The 19,322-nt window shown below is 69.1% G+C and carries 19 protein-coding genes and 2 tRNA genes; 13 read left to right on the top strand and 8 right to left on the bottom strand.

Translation table 11 applies throughout. The features are described 5' to 3' along the window. Positions 1-89: 89 nt before the first annotated feature. The 5 genes from rmuC to pncB all read right to left on the bottom strand — a co-directional run bounded on the left by rmuC (position 90) and on the right by pncB (position 6,057). The gene (rmuC, locus tag WS54_RS18585; protein WP_059779739.1) at positions 90-1,568 is read right to left on the bottom strand and encodes a DNA recombination protein RmuC; all 1,479 of its coding nucleotides are present in this window, start codon (positions 1,566-1,568) and stop codon (positions 90-92) included. Beyond that, a complete protein-coding gene (locus WS54_RS18580; RefSeq protein WP_059779821.1) occupies positions 1,565-2,554 on the bottom strand; it encodes a 2-hydroxyacid dehydrogenase in 990 nt (329 codons plus the stop codon). Before WS54_RS18580 ends, rmuC begins: the two co-directional genes overlap by 4 nt. Positions 2,555-2,633: 79 nt before the next feature. Further along, positions 2,634-4,064, bottom strand: a complete 1,431-nt coding sequence (locus tag WS54_RS18575) for a sodium:proton antiporter (protein WP_059779737.1) — start codon at positions 4,062-4,064, stop codon at positions 2,634-2,636. 44 nt (positions 4,065-4,108) lie between these two features. Further along, positions 4,109-4,771 carry a LutC/YkgG family protein gene (locus tag WS54_RS18570; protein ID WP_034206755.1) on the bottom strand — a complete coding sequence of 221 codons (663 nt, stop codon included), beginning with the start codon at positions 4,769-4,771 and terminating at the stop codon, positions 4,109-4,111. 86 nt (positions 4,772-4,857) lie between these two features. Next, a complete protein-coding gene (pncB, locus tag WS54_RS18565; RefSeq protein ID WP_059779734.1) occupies positions 4,858-6,057 on the bottom strand; it encodes a nicotinate phosphoribosyltransferase in 1,200 nt (399 codons plus the stop codon). Between the two features lie 290 nt (positions 6,058-6,347). Here pncB and fdxA point away from each other — a divergent pair, with 290 nt between their 5' ends. From fdxA to WS54_RS18520, 8 genes are all read left to right on the top strand, one after another. Further along, the gene (fdxA, locus tag WS54_RS18555; RefSeq protein WP_009688972.1) at positions 6,348-6,671 is read left to right on the top strand and encodes a ferredoxin FdxA; all 324 of its coding nucleotides are present in this window, start codon (positions 6,348-6,350) and stop codon (positions 6,669-6,671) included. A gap of 104 nt (positions 6,672-6,775) precedes the next feature. Further along, positions 6,776-6,851: transfer RNA gene (locus tag WS54_RS18550), tRNA-Asn, on the top strand. 71 nt (positions 6,852-6,922) lie between these two features. After that, positions 6,923-6,998: transfer RNA gene (locus WS54_RS18545), tRNA-Asn, on the top strand. A gap of 137 nt (positions 6,999-7,135) precedes the next feature. Then, positions 7,136-7,621, top strand: coding sequence for a CreA family protein (locus tag WS54_RS18540; protein WP_034206753.1), 486 nt, complete (start codon positions 7,136-7,138; stop codon positions 7,619-7,621). 61 nt (positions 7,622-7,682) lie between these two features. After that, positions 7,683-8,612, top strand: a complete 930-nt coding sequence (locus tag WS54_RS18535; RefSeq protein ID WP_059779732.1) for an AraC family transcriptional regulator — start codon at positions 7,683-7,685, stop codon at positions 8,610-8,612. 126 nt (positions 8,613-8,738) lie between these two features. After that, positions 8,739-9,506, top strand: a complete 768-nt coding sequence (locus tag WS54_RS18530; RefSeq protein WP_059779730.1) for an AzlC family ABC transporter permease — start codon at positions 8,739-8,741, stop codon at positions 9,504-9,506. Continuing rightward, positions 9,503-9,841 (top strand): AzlD domain-containing protein, encoded by a 339-nt coding sequence (locus WS54_RS18525; RefSeq protein ID WP_034206750.1) that lies wholly within the window; start codon positions 9,503-9,505, stop codon positions 9,839-9,841. The genes WS54_RS18530 and WS54_RS18525 overlap by 4 nt, the downstream gene beginning before the upstream one ends. 162 nt (positions 9,842-10,003) lie before the next feature. Further along, a complete protein-coding gene (locus tag WS54_RS18520) occupies positions 10,004-10,780 on the top strand; it encodes a DUF4088 family protein (protein ID WP_059779728.1) in 777 nt (258 codons plus the stop codon). Positions 10,781-10,908: 128 nt separating this feature from the next. On the opposite strand, the gene WS54_RS18515 is transcribed toward WS54_RS18520, so the two are convergent. Beyond that, entirely contained in the window at positions 10,909-11,310 is a 402-nt protein-coding gene (locus WS54_RS18515; RefSeq protein ID WP_059779725.1) for a hypothetical protein, read from the bottom strand. A gap of 266 nt (positions 11,311-11,576) precedes the next feature. Between WS54_RS18515 and WS54_RS18510 the strand changes: the two genes are divergently transcribed. From WS54_RS18510 to fumC, 3 genes are all read left to right on the top strand, one after another. Then, positions 11,577-11,795: an RNA-binding S4 domain-containing protein gene (locus tag WS54_RS18510; RefSeq protein WP_027783904.1), complete on the top strand. Its 219-nt coding sequence runs from the start codon at positions 11,577-11,579 to the stop codon at positions 11,793-11,795. Positions 11,796-11,933: 138 nt separating this feature from the next. Continuing rightward, positions 11,934-13,322, top strand: a complete 1,389-nt coding sequence (gene norM / locus WS54_RS18505; protein WP_059779723.1) for a multidrug efflux MATE transporter NorM — start codon at positions 11,934-11,936, stop codon at positions 13,320-13,322. 152 nt (positions 13,323-13,474) lie between these two features. After that, positions 13,475-14,869, top strand: a complete 1,395-nt coding sequence (gene fumC / locus WS54_RS18500) for a class II fumarate hydratase (protein ID WP_059779721.1) — start codon at positions 13,475-13,477, stop codon at positions 14,867-14,869. Positions 14,870-14,915: 46 nt separating this feature from the next. Here fumC and WS54_RS18495 read toward each other — a convergent pair whose 3' ends face one another. Further along, the gene (locus WS54_RS18495; RefSeq protein ID WP_023475851.1) at positions 14,916-15,428 is read right to left on the bottom strand and encodes an acyl-CoA thioesterase; all 513 of its coding nucleotides are present in this window, start codon (positions 15,426-15,428) and stop codon (positions 14,916-14,918) included. A 129-nt stretch (positions 15,429-15,557) separates the two neighbouring features. Further along, positions 15,558-15,698 carry a hypothetical protein gene (locus WS54_RS34000; RefSeq protein ID WP_179955221.1) on the bottom strand — a complete coding sequence of 47 codons (141 nt, stop codon included), beginning with the start codon at positions 15,696-15,698 and terminating at the stop codon, positions 15,558-15,560. 187 nt (positions 15,699-15,885) lie between these two features. On the opposite strand from WS54_RS34000, the gene WS54_RS18485 reads away from it, so the two are divergent. Continuing rightward, the gene (locus WS54_RS18485) at positions 15,886-16,593 is read left to right on the top strand and encodes an ArsR/SmtB family transcription factor (RefSeq protein ID WP_034206745.1); all 708 of its coding nucleotides are present in this window, start codon (positions 15,886-15,888) and stop codon (positions 16,591-16,593) included. Positions 16,594-16,743: 150 nt separating this feature from the next. Continuing rightward, on the top strand, positions 16,744-19,311 hold the full coding sequence (locus tag WS54_RS18480) for a DUF6600 domain-containing protein (protein ID WP_236872804.1): 2,568 nt from the start codon (positions 16,744-16,746) through the stop codon (positions 19,309-19,311). The last annotated feature ends 11 nt before the right edge of the window (positions 19,312-19,322 follow it).

The raw sequence follows: 19,322 nt of genomic DNA, 5'->3' as shown, positions 1-19,322 counted from the left end.
CGCGAGCCGGCCGCGCCGGCGATCGCTGTCAACGAAAACGGGCGCCGCGGCGTCCGTTTTGTTCGTCCGGCAGTTGCCGCCAACGCGCGTCACGCGTCGTCCGCGTCGGCGCCTTCGGCCCCTTCCGCGCCGAGCAGACCGGCCGCCGCATCGCCCGGCAGCGCCTCGACCTGCTTGAGCTTGCGGCTCATCACGCGCGTGCGCTGCTCGGCAGACTCGATCGAGCGCGTGACCGTTTCGAGCTGCGCCTTCGTGCGCGCGAGCACGTCGCCGAACTTGCCGAACTCCGTCTTGACCGCGCCGAGCACCTGCCACACCTCGCTCGAGCGCTGCTCGATCGCGAGCGTGCGGAACCCCATCTGCAGGCTGTTCAACAGCGCGGTGAGCGTGGTCGGCCCGGCGACCGTCACCCGATAGTCGCGCTGCAGCAGGTCGGTCAGCCCCGGGCGGCGCAGGATCTCCGCATACAGCCCCTCGGTCGGCAGGAACAGCAGCGCGAAATCGGTCGTGTGCGGCGGCGCGACGTACTTCTCGGCGATCGTGCGCGCTTCCATCCGCACCCGCGCCTCGAGCGCACGGGCCGCCTCCTCGACCGCCACCGCATCGGCGCGCTCCTGCGCGTCGATCAACCGCTCGTAGTCTTCGCGCGGGAATTTCGCGTCGATCGGCAGCCACACCGGCGGCGCGTCGCGCGTGCCGGCAGCGCGGCCCGGCAGCCGGATCGCGAATTCGACGCGCTCGGTACTCTTCGGCACCGTCGCGACGTTCTTCGCGTACTGGTCGGGCGTCAGCATCTGCTCCAGCAGCGCCTCGAGCTGCACTTCGCCCCAGGTGCCGCGCGTCTTCACGTTGGTCAGCACCTTCTTCAGGTCGCCGACGCCGGCCGCGAGCGTCTGCATCTCGCCGAGCCCGCGATGCACCTGTTCGAGCCGGTCCGACACGAGCTTGAACGATTCGCCGAGCCGCTGCTCGAGCGTCGCGTGCAGCTTCTCGTCGACGGTGCGGCGCATCTCCTCGAGCTTCGCCGCGTTGTTCGTCTCGATTTCCTTCAGCCGCTGTTCGAGCGTCGCACGCACTTCGCCGATCCGACGATCGTTCGCCTCCGTCAGTTGCGTGAGCTGCCGGTTCAGCGTGTCGCCGAACAGCCGCAGCGCGCCCGTCTGTTCCTCGCGCGCCTGCTGGGCCTGGCGCTGCAAGCTCTCGCGCATCGCGTCGAACTGCTGCGCATTGCCGGCGACGAGCTTGCCGAGCTGCTGCGCGAACCCCTCGATCTGGCTGTTCTGCACGGTCGCCACGCTCGTCAGTTGCGCGGCGAGCGTCTGCTGCAACTGGGCGAAGCTGCCGGCCAGCTCGGTACGCGACCCGCGCGCATTGTCGACGATCTCGCCGCGCAATTCGCGTTCGAGCCGCTCGACCGCGCGCGCCTGCGCATGCGCGGCATCCTCGATCTGGTCGCCGAGCACGGCCACGTCGTCGTGGCGGCCGCCGCCGCGCACGAGCGCGACGATCGCCACGGCGAGCGCGACGGCCAGCACGACGACCGCCGCCAGCAACAACGTCATCGTCATGCGCGCGGCTTCCCGATCACGTCAGGGTTGATCGGATTCGGCGGCCGCCCCGCACGCGGCCCCTCGCCGAGCGCGGCGATCAGGTTGTCGGCAGCGAGATTCGCCATCGCGCGGCGCGTCTTTTCGGTCGCGCTCGCGATATGCGGCGTCAGCACGACGTTCGGCACTTCGAGCAGCGCCGGATGCACGCTCGGCTCGCCTTCGTACACGTCGAGGCCGGCCGCGGCGATCGTCCCGTCCCGCAGCGCAGCGGCCAGCGCCGCATCGTCGACGATCCCGCCGCGCGCGATGTTGGTCAGCGTCGCCGTGGGTTTCATCTTCGCGAGCTCGGCCGCGCCGATCGTGTGATGGTTCTCCTTCGTGTACGGCAGCACGAGCACGACGTGATCGGCGCGCGCGAGCAGCGCATCCTTCGACACGTATTCGGCCTCGAGCTCGGCTTCGATCTCGGGCGCGACCCGCGAACGGTTGTGATAAATCACCTGCATCCCGAAGCCGCGCGCGCGCCGCGCGAGCGCCTGGCCGATGCGGCCCATCCCGATGACGCCGAGCGTCGAGCCGTAGATGTCGGTGCCGAGGAAGCCGTCGTACGCCCACTTCCGCCAGTGACCGGCGCGCAGCCAGTGTTCGGATTCGGCGATCCGACGCGCGGCGGCCATCATCAGCGCCCAGCCGAAATCGGCGGTCGACTCGTTCAGCACGTCGGGCGTGTTGGTGCCGAGCACGTTCGCCGCGTTGAACGCGGCCATGTCGAAGTTGTTGTAGCCGACCGCCATGTTCGCCACGACGCGCAGGCGCGGCGCGGCCGCGAGCGTGGCCGCGCCGACCGGGTCGCCGGCCGTCAGCGCGCCGTCCTTGTCGGCCAGACGCGCGGCGAGCGCGTCGGGCGCGAGCGCGTCGCCGTCGTTCCAGTCGACTTCGAAATACTGCTTGAGCCGTTCGATCACGTCCGGAAAGATCGGACGCGCGACCAGGATCTTCTGCATCGCCATCTCCGCATGCCGCGGACGGGTCGTAGCGCCGCGCGCCGCCGGGACCGCCCGCTCGGGGTTGAAAATCGTCAGCTTACGCCGGGAAGAAAAGCCAGGACGTGAGCAGGAATACCGGTATCAGCACGACGAGCGCCCAGCCGAGGTACGCAAAGAAGCTCGGCATCTTCACGCCGCGCGATTCGGCGATCGCCTTCACCATGAAGTTCGGCGCATTGCCGATATAGCTGTTCGCGCCCATGAACACCGCGCCGGCGGAAATCGCGGCGAGCGTCGATGCGCCGGTCGTCATCAGCGTCTGCGCATCGCCGCCCGCGAGGTTGAAGAACACGAGATAGGTCGGCGCATTGTCGAGGAACGACGACAGGATGCCGGTCGCCCAGAAGTACATCGCGTCGATCGGCTTGCCGTCGGGCCCCGTGACGAGATGGACGATCTGCGCGAACGCGCCGTCCGCCCCCGCGCGCAGGATCACGATCACCGGCGCGATCGTCACGAAGATGCCGGCGAACAGCTTCGCGACTTCCTCGATCGGCGCCCAGTTGAACGCGTTGCCCTCGCGCGCGGAACGCGGCGTCAGCGCGAGCGACGCGAGCGTCACCACCACGAGCGCGACGTCGCGCACGAGATTCTGCAGCGCGACGTGCGTGCCCCACACGTCGAACGAGACGCCCGGCTTCCACACGCCGCTCATCAGCACGAGCGCGATCACGGCCGCCAGCAGCACGAAGTTGATCTTGCCGTCGATCGACAGCGCCGCGCCGTCGGGCGTCGGATCGAGCGCGGCCGGCCGCTCCTCGCCGCCCTTCCGGTAGAAGTACGTATCGAGCGCGAAGAACAGCGTCAGCAGCACCGCGCAGATGAACAGCATCGGCAGCGCGAGATGCGTGGTCGTCCAGAAGAAGCTCACGCCGTTCAGGAAGCCGAGGAACAGCGGCGGATCGCCGAGCGGCGACAGCGAGCCGCCCGCGTTCGCGACGAGGAAGATGAAGAAGATCACGACGTGCACGACATGCTTGCGGTTGTCGTTGGCGCGCAGCAGCGGCCGGATCAGCAGCATCGCGGCGCCCGTCGTGCCCATCACGCTCGCGAGCAGCGTGCCGAGCGCGAGGATCGCGGTATTCAGTTTCGGCGACCCATGCAGATTGCCGTTCACGCAGATGCCGCCCGCGACCGTATAGAGCGCGGTGAGCAGCACGATGAACGGAATGTATTCCTCGAGCAGCGCATGCACGAGCGTGCCGAACGCGGTGCCGGCGCCGAACGCGACCGCGAACGGCGCGAGGAACACGATCGCCCAGCCGGCCGCGATCTTGCCGAAGTGGTGATGCCAGAACACGGGGGCGACGAGCGGGAACAGCGCGATGGACAGCAGAATCCCGGCGAACGGGATACCCCAGAGCGCCGACAGCGTGGAACCGTCGAGCGTGGCGGCCGATGCGAGCGCGGGAGCGGCGCCAAGCGCGATTCCCGACGCCATGCCCGCCCAGGCGGCATGTCGTTTCATGCGGAACTTCCTTGTTCGAAATAAGGGTGAAGGCAGCGGGCCCGTCATGCGCCCCGTACGACGATCGCGTGCACGCGGTACGGACCGTGTGCACCCAGAATGATCGTTTGCTCGATGTCGCCGGTGCGCGACGGGCCCGACACGAAATTGACCGCGCGCGGCAGTTCGCCGCGCTCCGCGCGAATCAGCGCGAACGCGTCTTCATGACCGGCGACGATGCGCGACGCCGGCACGATCGCGATGTGGGTTTCCGGCAGCAGACCGGCCGATGCGTAAGTGTCGGGGCCGGACAGCAACACCAGCGACCCCGTTTCGGCGGTCGCGCAAAAGCAGCCGGTCAGGCCGACGAGATCGCCGTCGCGCGGCTTGCGGCACTCGACAGACAGGCCGGCGGCGGCCCAGTCGAGATCGGCCAGCGTGCGCCACGCGATGGCCTGCGCCGGCAGGCCGTGAGCGGCAAGATAGCGGGCGGCGGCGGCAGGCACGTCGGCCAGCGTCGCGACTTCGTCGACCGTGGTCGACAGGCGCTGCGCTTCGTCGACGAAAGCGGCGACGAGGTCGGCCGGCGCCGGCGGGCGCGGGCCTTGCGGATGACGGGCAAGGTAGTCGGCGACGCCGTCGCGCTCCGCTGCATCGGGTTCGGCCGCGCGCCCCTGCGCCGCGCGGATGCGCGCGAGGATCTGGCGACGGGCAGCGGAAGTGTCCATGAACGGTCCTCGTGACGTTACGTGCAATACGTCGGATTATACCGGCCGCCCCTGCTGCGACACACCTTCGGCCGAACGGCCGGCGCCTACTTCGACGCGTCTTCCTCGACCGGCTGCGCGATGCCGAACACCTGGCGCAGGTACGCGAGATACGCCTTGTCGTCGCACATGCTCTTGCCCGGCGAATCCGACAGCTTCGCGACCGGCTGGCCGTTGCAGCGAACCATCTTGATCACGATCTGCAGCGGCACGTAACCGAGATCGTTGGTGAGGTTGGTGCCGACGCCGAACGCGAGCTTGCAGCGGCCGCGGAACCGTTCGTACAGCTGCATGACCTTCGGAATGTCGAGCGCGTCCGAGAACACGAGCACCTTGGTGCGCGGGTCGCACCGGTTCGCCTCGTAATGGCGCAGCATCCGCTCGCCCCAGTCGAACGGATCGCCCGAATCGTGGCGCGCGCCGTCGAACAGCTTGCAAAAGTACATGTCGAAGTCGTTCAGGAACGCGTCCATGCCGTAGACGTCCGACAGCGCGATCCCGAGGTCGCCGCGATACTCCTTCGCCCACATCTCGAAGCCGTAGATCTGCGAATCGCGCAACCGCGGGCCGAGCGCCTGGCACGCCTGCAGGTATTCGTGCGCCATCGTGCCGAGCGGCGTGATGTCGTGCTTCATCGCGTACAGCACGTTGCTCGTGCCCGCGAACTGCGGGCCGAGCCCGTCGCGCAGCGTGAGCGCGACTTCCTCGTGCCAGACCTTCGAGAAGCGTCGGCGCGTGCCGTAGTCGGCGATCTTGCAGTCGGCGAATTCGGGCTTCGCGCCGAGCAGCTTGATCTTCTCGCGCAGCCGTTCGCGGCCTTCGCGATAGTCGGGCTCGCGCTGCGTGTTGCGGAAATAGACTTCGTTGACGATCGCGAGCACCGGGATCTCGAACAGGATCGTATGCAGCCACGGCCCTTCGATCACGATGTCGATCTCGCCGTTGCCCTTCGGCGAAGGCGCGATCGAGATGTACTTCTCGTTCAGGTGGAACAGCGCGAGGAAGTCGACGAAGTCGCTCTTGATGAAGCGCATCCGCCGCAGATAGTCGAGTTCGACGTCGGAAAAACGCAGCGAGCACAGGCCGCGCACCTCGTCGCGAATCTCGTCGATGTACGGCACGAGATCGACGCCGGGCGTGCGGCACCGGAAACGGTATTCGACGTTGGCAGCGGGAAAGTGATGCAGGACGACCTGCATCATCGTGAACTTGTAGAGATCCGTGTCGAGCAGCGAAGTGATGATCATGATGACGGCAGCGCCAATATCGTGACCGGGCCCCGACGCACCGCGCGCCGCCCGGTCTGTCGGTCATGTTACCCGAATGCGTGCCGGACCATCGCGAAACCGCCCTCCGCCGTGCCGCATCACGCTCGTGCGCGGCGCGCGGTTGTGTCCGCGTTGCGCCGCCCATAAACTAATCACGAAACGATATAAGCCGGATAGCCGACCACGCGATGCGGGTTTTGCGCTTCAGTTACAATGCCGCTTTTGGCGCAAACGCCACCCCATATATACCGCCAAGCAGGAGCGTTTTAATGACTCACGTTGTGACCGAAGGCTGCATCAAGTGCAAATACACGGATTGCGTGGATGTGTGCCCGGTGGATTGCTTCCGTGAAGGTCCCAACTTTCTCGCCATCGATCCGGACGAGTGCATCGACTGCGCCGTGTGCGTCGCCGAATGCCCGACCAATGCGATCTATGCCGAAGAAGACGTTCCGGGCGACCAGCAGCAGTTCACCGCGTTGAACGCGGAGCTGGCGAAGAACTGGCCGTCGATCACGAAGACCAAGCCGGCGCCCGCCGACGCGGACGAGTGGAAGGACGTGCAGGACAAGCTGCACCTGCTCGAGCGCTGATCGCACGGCGGCGACTGAAAAAAAATTTATTCGCCGCGGCTCCAAAGTATTGACAGGTTAGCGAACACTCCATACAATCTCGTTTCTCTGCTGTTGTTGTTTGTTCCCCGATAGCTCAGTCGGTAGAGCGCCGGACTGTTAATCCGTAGGTCCCTGGTTCGAGCCCAGGTCGGGGAGCCAAAAACGCAAAGGCCCGTTGAAAGTGGACGGGTTTTTTGTTGAACGAGCAACACGCAGATGTACCGATTTATTCCCCGATAGCTCAGTCGGTAGAGCGCCGGACTGTTAATCCGTAGGTCCCTGGTTCGAGCCCAGGTCGGGGAGCCAAATAGCGAAAGGCCCGTCATTCGACGGGCCTTTTGTTTTTTCGGCCGCCGTTCCGCCCTTCTGCTTTTCGTGGCCTTTCGTGGCCCGGTCATGCGCATGCTAGAGTCTCTGTCCCGCATTCTCATCCGGTTCCGTCGATGAAGCATCGCCTCCTGCGCTCCGCCCCCGTCGCCCTCCTGCTCTCCGCATTCGCTGCAGCGCCGTTCGCGCAGGCGGAGGAAGTCGGCAGCGTCAATACCCATTTCCGCGTCACGGGCTCCGATCGCGTGGTCGTCGAGGCCTATGACGATCCGGTCGTGAACGGCGTGACCTGCTACGTGTCGCGCGCCCGCACCGGCGGGATCAAGGGCACGCTCGGCGTGGCCGAGGATCCGAGCGAGGCATCGATCGCGTGCCGGCAGGTCGGCCCGATCAGCTTCAAGGAACCGCTCAAGCAGCAGACCGACGTGTTCAGCGAACGCATGTCGTTCATCTTCAAGACGCTGCACGTCGTGCGCGTGGTCGACAAGAAACGCAACACGATCGTCTACCTGACCTACAGCGACCGCATCGTCAGCGGCAGCCCGAAGAACGCCGTCACCGCGGTGCCGATGCCGGCCGGCACGACGATTCCGGTCAAGTAAGCCCGCGCCGGCCGGGCGCGCGGGCGATACACTTTCGGTTCGACCGCTCCCGCGCCCGATCATGTCCGCCACCCGCCTTCCCGATTCCGCACGCTACTGGCGCACGCCGCTCGTGCCGGACGCGGATCTCCTCACGGCCACCTATCGCGATCACGCGTTCGCGCCTCACTGGCACGACGCGTACACGATCCCCGTGATTCTCGAAGGCGCGGAACGCTTCACCTATCGCGGCACCGGCCATGTCGCCGAAACGGGCACCGTGCCCGTGATCAATCCCGGCGAAGTCCATACGGGGTCGCGTGCCGCCGACGAGGGTTGGTGCTATCGCGTCAGCTACATGCCGGTCGAATTCATCCGCGACCTCGCCGGTTCGATCGCGGGCCGCCCGCAGGATGCGCCGTGGTTTGCGCCCGACGTGATCCGCGACGCCGATCTCGCGGCCCGGCTCACGCTCGCGCACCGGATGCTGGAAGCCGGCAGCGAGCGCGCGCTGTCGTCGCATGCGTCCGGGCAGCCGGCAGGCGCTTCGGCGGCAGGCGACCCGGCGGCCGACGGTCCCGCCACCGGCGCGCCGCGCATCTACGATCCGCTCGCCGCCGAAACCGCGATGCTCGACGCGCTGTCGACGCTGATCGCGCGCCACGCCGACGTGCGGCCGCAGCCGGCGCCGCTCGCGGCCGACGAACCGCGCGTCGACGCGATGCGCGAGCGGCTCGCCGCCGATCTGACGGGCGCGGTGACGCTCGACGATGTCGCGCAGGCGGCCGGCCTGTCGCCGTTTCACGCGGCGCGCCTGTTCACCCGTACGGTCGGCATGCCGCCGCATGCATGGCGCAACCAGTTGCGGCTGCAGCGTGCGCTGGCGCCGCTGCGCGCGGGCATCCCCGTCGCCGATGTCGCGGCGGCCAGCGGCTTCGTCGACCAGAGCCACTTCACGCGGCATTTCAAACGGATGTTCGGCGTGCCGCCCGGGCGCTGGCAGGCAAGCTGACGCGCGGCTTCCCGCAACCGTCGGCCGCGCCCGCGCCCCGCGCCGGCCGACACGCGAACCGGCGCCGCTGCGGCGGGCGCAAGAACATACAAGCCGGCTCGCCACCGGCCCGCTATCCTCCCCCTCATGGAGGAGCGCTTCTTGAACGAGACACCCGCATCGCCCCCGCGCCGCCCGCTCAACGAATGGCTCGACGGCGCACGCGACACGATTCCGATGATGATCGGCGCAGCACCGTTCGGCGTGATTTTCGGCACGCTCGTCGGCGGCGGCCCGCTCGCCGCCTGGCACGGCGCGCTGATGTCGCTCGCGGTGTTCGCGGGCTCCGCGCAGTTCATCGCGCTCGGCCTGATCGCCGGCAGCGCGAGTTTCGCCGTCGTGCTCGCCACGACGCTGATCGTGAACCTGCGCCACCTGCTGTACAGCGCGACGCTCGCGCCCTATGTCGCCCACCTGCCGCTGCGCTGGCGCGCGACGCTCGGCGCGTTGATGACCGACGAGGTATTCGCGGTCGCCTACGGACACTACCGGCACTACCCGCCCGGTACGATCGGCCCCCACTACTTTTTCGGCTCCGGGCTCGCGATGTACCTGAACTGGCAGGTCTGGACGCTCGCGGGCATCGGCTTCGGCACGGCATTCCCGGGCCTGCAGTCGCTCGGCCTCGATTTCGCGATGGCGGCGACCTTCATCGCGATCGTCGTCCCGCAGCTCGGCACGCTGCGCTACTTCTCGGCGGCCGCCACGGCCGGCACGCTCGCGTACTTCTGGCAGGGCTGGCCGTACAAGCTCGGGCTACTCGGCGCGGTCGCCGCCGGCGTCGCGGTCGGCGTCGCGCTCACGCTGCTGCACGATCGCACGCGCGCCGGCTCCCGCCCGGAGGCGGCATCGTGAGTTACGCGCTGCTGATCCTCGGGATGGCCGTCATCACGTATGCGATCCGCTCGACGCTGTTCCTGTTCGGCGAGCGGCTGGCGTTCCCGCCGCTCGTGCGGACCGCGCTCGGCTTCGTGCCGGTCACCGTGCTGACCGCGATCATCGTACCGATGACCGTCTCGCCGCACGGCGGCACGGCCGAGCTGACCTGGCGAAACCCGCAGCTCGTCGGCGCGCTCGCGGCCGTGCTCGTATCGGCCGCGACCCGCCGCCCGCTCGTGACGATCGCCGCCGGGCTCGCGGTGTTCTTCCTGTGGCAAGGGGTCGTACTGCCGCACTGGCCGCCCGCCTGAGCGCGGGCTGCGTCGCGCGCGCTCAAGTTTCCGCCCGGTGCGCCGATATAGGAGAGGAAGACCCGCCACCGGCCCCGGCGCGCATCGGTCGATCGACGCCGTGCCCCGTTCCCGGTGCGCCGCGCCGGCGCCGGCTTGCGCGGGCCGCCATCGAGACGATTCATGGGCCAGATCACCCTTTCCCTCAAGGACGACACGCTCGAGTCCCTGCGCAAGGACTACGATGCGTTCGTCCGCGTGTCGCTGAAACTCGACCCGCAATTCGCGACGCCGTCGTTCGAGGATTTCCTGCGCGCCAAGCTGCTCGACAACATGGTGCCGCTGACCGAGCACGCCGTGCAGCGGATGCTGCAGGGCGGCCAGTACGCGTGGGCCAAGCGCACGCTCGACAAGGAATTTCCGGACGTCGTCGCGATCCTGATGCGGCAGGCCGGCGAATTCGGCTTCGGCTTCGCGTCGCGCTCCGAATGGACCCCCGACGAACTCGCGAAAGCATGTCGCGACTGGGCGAAGGCGATCGTCGCCGAAGCGCAGGGCGACGCGTCGCTGATCGACCCGCTCGCGTCGCAGATCAAGAGCGCGGCGCAGGACATCCAGACGCTCGAGGAACTGATGCAGACACCTGCGTGGCGGCTCGCGGAATCGCTGCGGCAGCGGATCTACGAGGCCAAGCTCGCGTGCGAGATGAGCGTCGGCAGCACCGCACGCGACAAGCTCGGCGAACTGCGCGGGCTGCTGCGGCTCGGGCTCGCGCACGGCTCGTTCCAGAAGCAGGAAGCGCAGCAGATCATGGAATACCTGCGGCTGCTGAAGCCGGAGATCTTCGTCGAGGAACCGTACGACGTCTTCGCGCGCCTGGCCGCCTGGCTTCGCAGCGTGTTCACGCCGGCCGTCGCACGGCCGGCCCAGGGACAGGGGCAAGGCCAGCGCCGGCCCTGACCGCGCTCGTCCCGCGCAACGCATCCCCCCACGAAAACGGCCCGGTCGCGCGAAGCGAACCGGGCCGCCTGACGATTGCCGTCGCGACGCGCCGCTCCAGGCGCGCGTCGCGACGGCGTCGGACACGCTTACTGCGTGGCGCCCTGCGCCGATGCACCGCCCTGCGCGCCGACCGATGCGCCGCCTTCGGTCGCCTCGTCGGCCTTCGCCTTGGCCGAGCCCGCATGGCCCTTGGCCGACTTCGCCGCATGCTTCGTATGCTTCTTGGCCGAATGAACGGCCGACGACGTCGTATCCTTCGCGCCATCGGCCGCCGCGCCGACCGCATCGGTCGCACCGCCCGTCGCATTGCCCGACGCGTTCGCGCCGGCGCCGCCCTGCGCGCCCGCACCGACACCCGCCGCCGGCGTCTGCGCCTGCACGCCGGCGCCGGCTGCGCCTTGCGCCGTCGTGCCCGTCTGGGCGAATGCGGCCGAAGTGGCGAACGCCGTCAGCGCGGCACCGATCAGCATCGTACGAATCTTGGACATGGCAATTCTCCTCAAGAAGTTGTGCGTCCGGACCGCAGCGATGCGGCCCGTCGCGTCCCCGCCGCAACACGCAGCAGGTACGACAGAAGACCGGCCGCCCGCACGGCCGGTTCGCGAATCTCTCAGACTGTTACCCACCGTTTCATTTGCTGACGAATCGCTCACAGTCCTTTACATCCGCCGGCGGCCGCCCGCGCTCGCGTGCGGGCGCGCGGTGCCGTATGATGCGGAGCGTTTCCTCCCGCGCGTAGCGCCCCTTCCTCGTCATGCCCAATCTGGATTTCACGCTGACCGGCGAATACGTCGAGCTGCACAACCTTCTCAAGATCACCGGTCTCGCGGACAGCGGCGGCACCGCGAAGCTGATCGTCGCGTCCGGCGCCGTGAAAGTGGACGGCGCGATCGAGCTTCGCAAGACCTGCAAGATCCGCGCGGGCCAGGTCGTGCTGCTCGGCGACACGCGCATCGCGGTACGCGAGGCCTAGCGCTCGCGGGGGTTCCCCCTGCCCGCGACATGGCCATCGGCGCGCGCGTTCGACACGGTACGAATAAAGCCGTAAGCTAGCCGTCTCTCAAAATAAATACATATAGCGCGGGCCCGCACCCGCGCGAGCGCCCATTCCATGTCGCATTCCGGTCTTACGAGGACGGCCGCCGCGCCGCCGTCCCTGTCCAGTCATGCCGCCGATACCGCACGCCTCGCCGCGCCGCTCGCGATCGCGCAACTTTCCCAGATGGCGATGAGCGTCACCGACACGGTGCTGCTCGGTTCGCTCGGCCCCGATTCGCTCGCGGCGGGCGGGCTCGGCGCGAACTTCTTCTTCGTCATCGTGACGATCCTGCAAGGCGTGCTGTCGTCGGTCAGCGTGAGCGTCGCGCATGCGCGCGGCGCCCAGGCCGAGGATCGCGTGCCGCACATCTACTGGACGGGCTTCGCGCTGTCCGTGCTGCTCGCGATTCCGGCCATCGTCGCGCTGTCGCTTGCCGAACCGATCCTGCTGATGTTCCACGAGCCGCCGCTGCTCGCGCATCACGTCGGCGAATACACGGGCATCCTGCGCTTCGCGGCGCTCGGCAGCCTGATCGGCGTCGGGCTGATGCGCGCGTTCCTGCCGGCGATCGGCGCCGCGCGGCGGCTCCTGTGGGTGTCGATCGGCGGCGTCGGCGTCAACGGCGTGCTGAACTACGGGCTGATCCACGGCGCATTCGGGCTGCCGCGCCTCGGCTTTCTCGGTTCGGCCGTCGCGACGACGATCACGATCTGGCTCACCGCGCTCGCGCTGATCTGGCTGCTGCACGGCCGGCAGCGCTTCCGCCATTTCGTGACCGCGGCGCGCCCGAAGCTGCCCGTGATGGGCGAGCTGATCGGCATCGGCTGGCCGGTCGCGATCACGTACGGGGTCGAATCGACGCTGTTCCTCGCCACCGGCCTCACGGTCGGCGTGCTGGGCGCGACGTCGCTCGCCGCGCACCAGATCGCGCTGAACGTCGCATCGGTGTCGTTCATGGTGCCGCTCGCGATCGGCCAGGCGGCCAATGTTCGCGTCGGCTACTGGATCGGCGCGGGCTCGCCCGTCGCCGCGCGGCACGCGGGCTTCGTCGCGCTCGCGCTCGGCGTCGGCTTCATGTCGCTGTCGGGCCTCGTGATGATCGTCGCGCCGCATACGATCGTCGGCCTGTACCTGCACCTCGACGACCCGGCCAACGCGGCCACGGTGTCGCTCGCCGCGTCGCTGCTCGGCATCGCCGCGGTGTTCCAGATCGTCGACGGCATGCAGACCGTCGCGTCGGGTGCGCTGCGCGGCCTGAAGGACACGCGCATCCCGATGCTCGCCGCGACCTTCGGCTACTGGGGCATCGGCTTCCCGACCGGCTACTGGTTCGCATTCCACGCGGGCCTGGGCGCGCGCGGCCTGTGGTGGGGGCTCGCGGCCGGCCTGGCGAGTGTCGCCGCACTGATGGCATGGCGCTTTCACCGCAAGACCACCTCGCTCATCGCGACGGCGCGCTAGGCGCGACACGACGCAAAATCGCGGTCGGCGCTATGCTTGTCGATAGCCATCGAGACGCCGCGCGAGCGGCGCGACTGCCTCACGATACGTCCGATTACGTCTGACGCCGCGCGACGGCGCGCGGCCTTTCCCCTTTCCTGGAGGAGTGCATCATGAACGAAGCAGTTCGGATGGAACGCGACACGTTCGGCGAGATCGCCGTGCCGGCCGACCGGCTCTGGGGCGCGCAGACCGAGCGCTCGCTGCAGAATTTCCGGATCTCGACGGAGAAGCAGTCGCCCGAGCTGATCCACGCGCTCGCGATCGTCAAGCGCGCCGCGGCGGCCGTCAACCAGTCGCTCGGCGTGCTCGCCGACGACAAGGCGCGCGCGATCATCGAAGCCGCCGACGAGATCATCGCCGGCCGGCATCCGCGCGAATTCCCGCTCGCGGTGTGGCAGACGGGCTCCGGCACGCAGACCAACATGAACCTCAACGAGGTGATCGCGAACCGCGCGAGCGAGCTGATGGGCGGCGAGCGCGGCGAAGCGCGCAAGGTGCATCCGAACGACGACGTGAACCGCGGCCAGTCGTCGAACGACGTGTTCCCGACCGCGATGCACGTCGCGGCCGCGTATGCGATCGTCAATCACCTGCTGCCGGCACTGCGCACGCTGCGCGCGACGCTCGACGCGAAGTCGAAGGCGTTCGCCGACATCGTGAAGATCGGCCGCACGCACCTGCAGGACGCCACGCCGCTCACGCTCGGCCAGGAGTTCTCCGGCTATGTCGCGCAACTCGACCACGGCATCCGTCACGTCGAATCGGCGCTGCCGCACCTGTACGAGCTCGCGCTCGGCGGCACCGCGGTCGGCACGGGGCTGAACGCGCATCCGGAGTTCGCGGTGCGCGTGGCGGACGAGATCGGCCGGCTGACGAAGCTGCCGTTCGTGACCGCGCCGAGCAAGTTCGAGGTGATGGCCGCCGCCGACGCGCTGGTCTTCGCGCACGGCGCGCTGAAGACGGTGGCGGCCAGCCTGATGAAGATCGCGAACGACGTGCGCTGGCTCGCGAGCGGGCCGCGCTGCGGGCTCGGCGAGCTGTCGATTCCGGAAAACGAGCCGGGCAGCTCGATCATGCCGGGCAAAGTGAACCCGACGCAGTCGGAAGCCGTGACGATGCTGTGCTGCCAGGTGTTCGGCAACGACGTCGCGGTCAACGTCGGCGGCGCGAGCGGCAATTTCGAATTGAACGTGTTCCGGCCGATGATCGCGCACAACGTGCTGCAGTCGGTGCGCCTCCTCGCCGACGGCGCGCAGAGCTTCAACGATCACTGTGCGGTGGGCATCGAGCCGAACCGCGCGCGGATCGATCTGTTGCTGAACGAATCGCTGATGCTCGTGACGGCGCTCAATCCGCACATCGGCTACGACAAGTCCGCGCAGATCGCGAAGAAGGCGCACAAGGAAGGCACGACGCTGAAGGCGGCCGCGCTCGCGCTCGGCTACCTGACCGAGGCGGAATTCGATGCGTGGGTGCGCCCCGAGCAGATGATCGGCACGCGGTAACGGCAGGACGGCGGGCGCGGCGCACGACGCGCGGCGCCCGCGGCACTCAGACGGTGCCCTTCGCGACTTCTTCCGGCTTCATCTCGACGATTTTGTCGAGCGCGGCCCGCACGTCGGCCGCGTATTTCGCCAGCACCCGCTGCTCGTCGGTTTCGGGCACGAACGGCGGCACCGGCACCGGGTTGCCGTTCTCGTCGACCGCGACGAACACGACGAGGCAATCGGTCGTCTGACGCAGCACGCCGCCCTTCGGATCGCCGGCGTGCACCGACACATGAATGTGCATGCTGGTACGGCCCGTCGCGACGACGCGCGCCTTCAGCTCGACCAGATTGCCGACCAGGATCGGACGCTGGAAACGGATGTTGCCGACGCTGACCGTCACGCAATAGCGGCTCGACCAGACGGCCGCGCACGCATACGCGACCTCGTCGATCCACTTCATCAGCGCGCCGCCGTGCACCTTGCCGCCGAAGTTCACGGACGAAGGCTCGGCAAGGAAGCGGAATACGGTTTCGGTGCGGTCGAGGGCAGCCGGCACGGGGGACGGTTGAGGCATTGTTCTGGCTCCAGGCGGCAGGGGCGCCGTCATCGGGCCATTATACGTTGCACTGCGGCAACGCGGCGCGGCAAGCCCCGCGTGGCGGGGCTGCGGCGGCCATGCCGGCTCGCGCCGGACCGGCGCCGGTCAACGGCGTACCGTGACGCCCTGGTCGATCGTTCCGTACATCTCGATACTGCCGCCGCGCTCGCCGGTCACGCCCGCGCCGCCGGGTGCACAGGCGGCGCACACGAGCGCCGCCGCCAACACACAGAAAATCGTCTTCATCGTTGCATCGCGTCTCAGGCGGCGGCCCGCTGCCGCCGCGTCCGGCCATTCTACGCGTGCCCTGCAACGGGCTGCGGTTCGGTCCGCGCAGGGGGCGGCGCGCTGCATCCGACATTTCATCCGAGAGCGAAACATCGAGTGCGCATCCGGACTACACTGCCCTCATCCCGCTCGACGAGACACGACGATGACCGATCAAGACGACCACCATTTTCCGGGCCTGAGCCGCATCGGCGCGCTGATCGCCGATCCCGGCCGCGCCGCGATGCTATGGGTGCTGATGGACGGCAGCGCGCGCCCTGCCGGCGAACTGACGATGATCGCGGGGCTGTCGCCGTCCGCGGCCAGCGCGCACCTCGCGCGCCTGACCGAGGGCGGCCTGCTGGCCCTCGACGTGCGCGGCCGGCATCGTTACTACCGCATTGCGTCGGCCGACATCGCGGCCTCGCTCGAAGCGCTGGCGAACGTCGCCCGCGCGGCCGCGCCGCATCGCCCGGTTCCGCCGCCGTCGCGCACGGTCCCGGCCGAACTGCGCTACGCACGCACCTGCTACGACCACATGGCCGGCGAGCTCGCGGTACGCATCTTCGACGGCCTCACCGCGCGCCGCTGGCTGCTCGCGAACGGCGACGCGATCGAGGCCACCGAACTCGGCACGCAGGCGCTCGCGCAATGGGGCATCGACGTCGCGCAGCAACGCACGCGCCGGCGCCGCTTCGCGTGCGGCTGCCTCGACTGGAGCGAGCGGCGTTCGCATCTCGGCGGCGCACTCGGCGCGGCGCTGCTCGAAAGCTTCTGCGCGCACGGCTGGATCGAGCGCGCCGACCGACCGCGCGTGCTGCGCGTCACGGTGCCCGGACAGCAGGTTTTCGACGCGTGGCTTACGTCCGCTTGACGCCGGCATTGCAGCTGCACGACAACGGCGCGCGATGGACAGGTTTTGTTACATCGCGTGCCATTCGACTTACAAAACACCGTGCCTTGAAACAGGCCGAGCGGATATTGTGAACTGGACGGCACGAATCGACGCGCCGCGATCACAACGATGACGCTCACCATGGCCTCCCTCTTCACGCTCAAGCGCACCGCCCGCTACACGCTGCTCGCGTTCGTCGCGCTGGCGGCGCTGCCGCCCGCCTTCGCCCAATCGGCCGATGCGCCGCCGAACCTGGCCGCGGCACGGCAACCGGGCGGCGATCCGCCCGGCCGCGTCGCGCGGCTCAATTACCTGTCGGGCGCCGTGACGATCGAACCGGCCGGCACCGATACGTGGTCGTATGCGGCGGTGAACCGGCCGCTGACGACCGGCGATCAGCTCTGGAACGATGCCGGCGCGCGTTCGGAGCTGCACATCGGCTCGACCGCGGTGCGGCTCGGCCAATCGACGAGCCTGTCGGTGCTGAACCTCGACGACACGACGACGCAATTGAAGGTGGGGCTCGGCACCGTGTCGACGCACGTGCGCGATTTGCCGGCCGGCGGATCGTACGAAATCGACACGCCGAACCTCGCGCTCGGCATCGCCGGCCCCGGCGACTATCGTGTCGATGTCGCGCCGAACGGCGCGAGCACGACGGTGACGGTACGCAGCGGGAGCGCGACCGTCTACGGCAGCAACGGCCAGTATCCGCTGTCGCCGGGGCAGCAGGTGGTGTTCACCGGCACCGATCTGCAGGTCGCGCAGCAATCGGCCGCGCCGGCCCCCGACGCGCTCGACCAGTGGGCTGCCAGCCGCGACGCGGCCGAAGCGCGCTCGGTGTCGGCCCGCTACGTGTCCCGCGACATCCCCGGCTACCAGGATCTCGACGCGAACGGCACGTGGCGCGAAACCCCGAATTACGGCGCGGTATGGGTGCCGAACGACACGCCGGCCGATTGGGCGCCGTATCACGACGGCCATTGGATCTGGCAGGCGCCGTGGGGCTGGACCTGGGTCGACGACGCGCCGTGGGGCTTCGCGCCGTATCACTACGGCCGCTGGGCGTACGTGGACGACAGCTGGGCATGGGTGCCCGGCCCGATGGTCGTCGACCAGCCGCCCGTCTATGCGCCGGCGCTCGTCGCGTTCGTGGGCGGCGGGGGCGGCGGTTCCGACTGGAGCGTCGCGCTGACGGTCGGCGGCGTCGCCGCGGCCGGCTGCGCATGGTTCGCGCTCGGCCCCGGCGAGCCGTGGCATCCGGGCTGGGGCGGCTGGAGCCCGCACTACTACGACCGCGTCAACCGCAACATCGTGGTGAACAACGTCAACGTGAACAAGACCGTGAACGTGACGAACATCACCAATATCACCAACATCAACAAGACGTATGTGAACTTCCGTGCGCCGCACGCGATCACAGCCGTGCCGGCCACCGCGTTCGTGCACGGCCAGCCGGTCGCGCACTTCTCGCAGCACGTCGATCCGCAGCAATGGCGCAACGCGCACGTCACGCCGGGCACGCCCGGCATCGCGCCGGTGCGCCAGAGCTTCACCGGCGGGCTGCGCAATGCCAGCTACCGCCCGCCGGCGGCGATCGCGCAGCACCCGTACGTCGCGACACGCAATCCGGCCGTGCCCGCCGCCTATCGCGACCAGGCCGCCGCCCACCTCGCGCAGCAAGGCGGGCGCGTACCGGGCGCCGGCGCGCCCGTCGTGAAGACGAACGTGCCGGCCGACTATACGGCTCGGCCGGTCCGCGTTCCGGGCCAGCCGCCGGGCGGCGGCGCATGGGCGATGCGCAACGTGCAGCTCGTGAATCCGCACGGGCCCGTCGTGCAGCCGGCCCACGCGTCGCGCGAAGGCCAGCCGGCCGGCGAGCAGGCCGCGCGGCCAGGCGCGCCGACGCCGGGCATGTCGAATGTCGCGCGGCCGCCGAACGGCGAAAGCCCCAACGCACCGCGTTTCGCCAACGGCGGCACGCCGCCGGCACCCGGCAACCCGATGCCGCATCAGGCGTTCGCGCCCGGCAATGGCGTCCCGCATCCGCCGGGCGCGAACGACGTTCCGGCCGCGACCGGCAACGCGCACGCAGCCAATGCGCCGTCGCCCGTGTGGATGCAGCCGCACACGCCGATGGCGCGTCAACGCGCCGACTCGCCGACCGCGCTGCACGCGGCAGGACAGAATGCGCTGCCCCCCGTGCGCAGCGCAGCGGCGCCGCATCCGGACGGCGTGCCGGCGCCGCAAGGCGTACAGCCCGGCGGCCGCAACGAAACGCCGCGCGCGCTGCCGCAACCGCGGGTCGACAATACCGCGCAGATTCAGCAACCGCGTCCGCACCCCGACTTCCAGACGCCGGCCCGGCATGCACAACCTCAGCCGCAACCGGAACGGGCCGCCCCCGCGCCGCAACCACGCCCGGACTTCGCTCAACCGGCGCCGCATCGCGAGGTCGCGCCGCCGCGCGCGAACGAGTACCGTCCGCCGGCGCCCGCGGTGCACGACATGCCGCGTCCGCAGCCGCAGGCGCCGCACATGGAGCCGCGACCGCAGCCGGCGCCCCGCATGGAACCGCGCCCGTCGATGCCCGCTCCCCGGATGGAACCGCGGCCGCAGCCGGCGCCGCACGTCGAGGCGCCGCATCCGGCCAATCCGCCGCCGCAGGGCGGCCACGAGGAGCGGCATCGCCAGTAAGGGCAGCAAAG

It is taken from the genome of Burkholderia sp. NRF60-BP8, assembly GCF_001522585.2.
In the GTDB taxonomy this organism is placed as follows: Bacteria; Pseudomonadota; Gammaproteobacteria; order Burkholderiales; family Burkholderiaceae; genus Burkholderia.
This window is presented reverse-complemented; position numbering and strand designations above follow the sequence as displayed.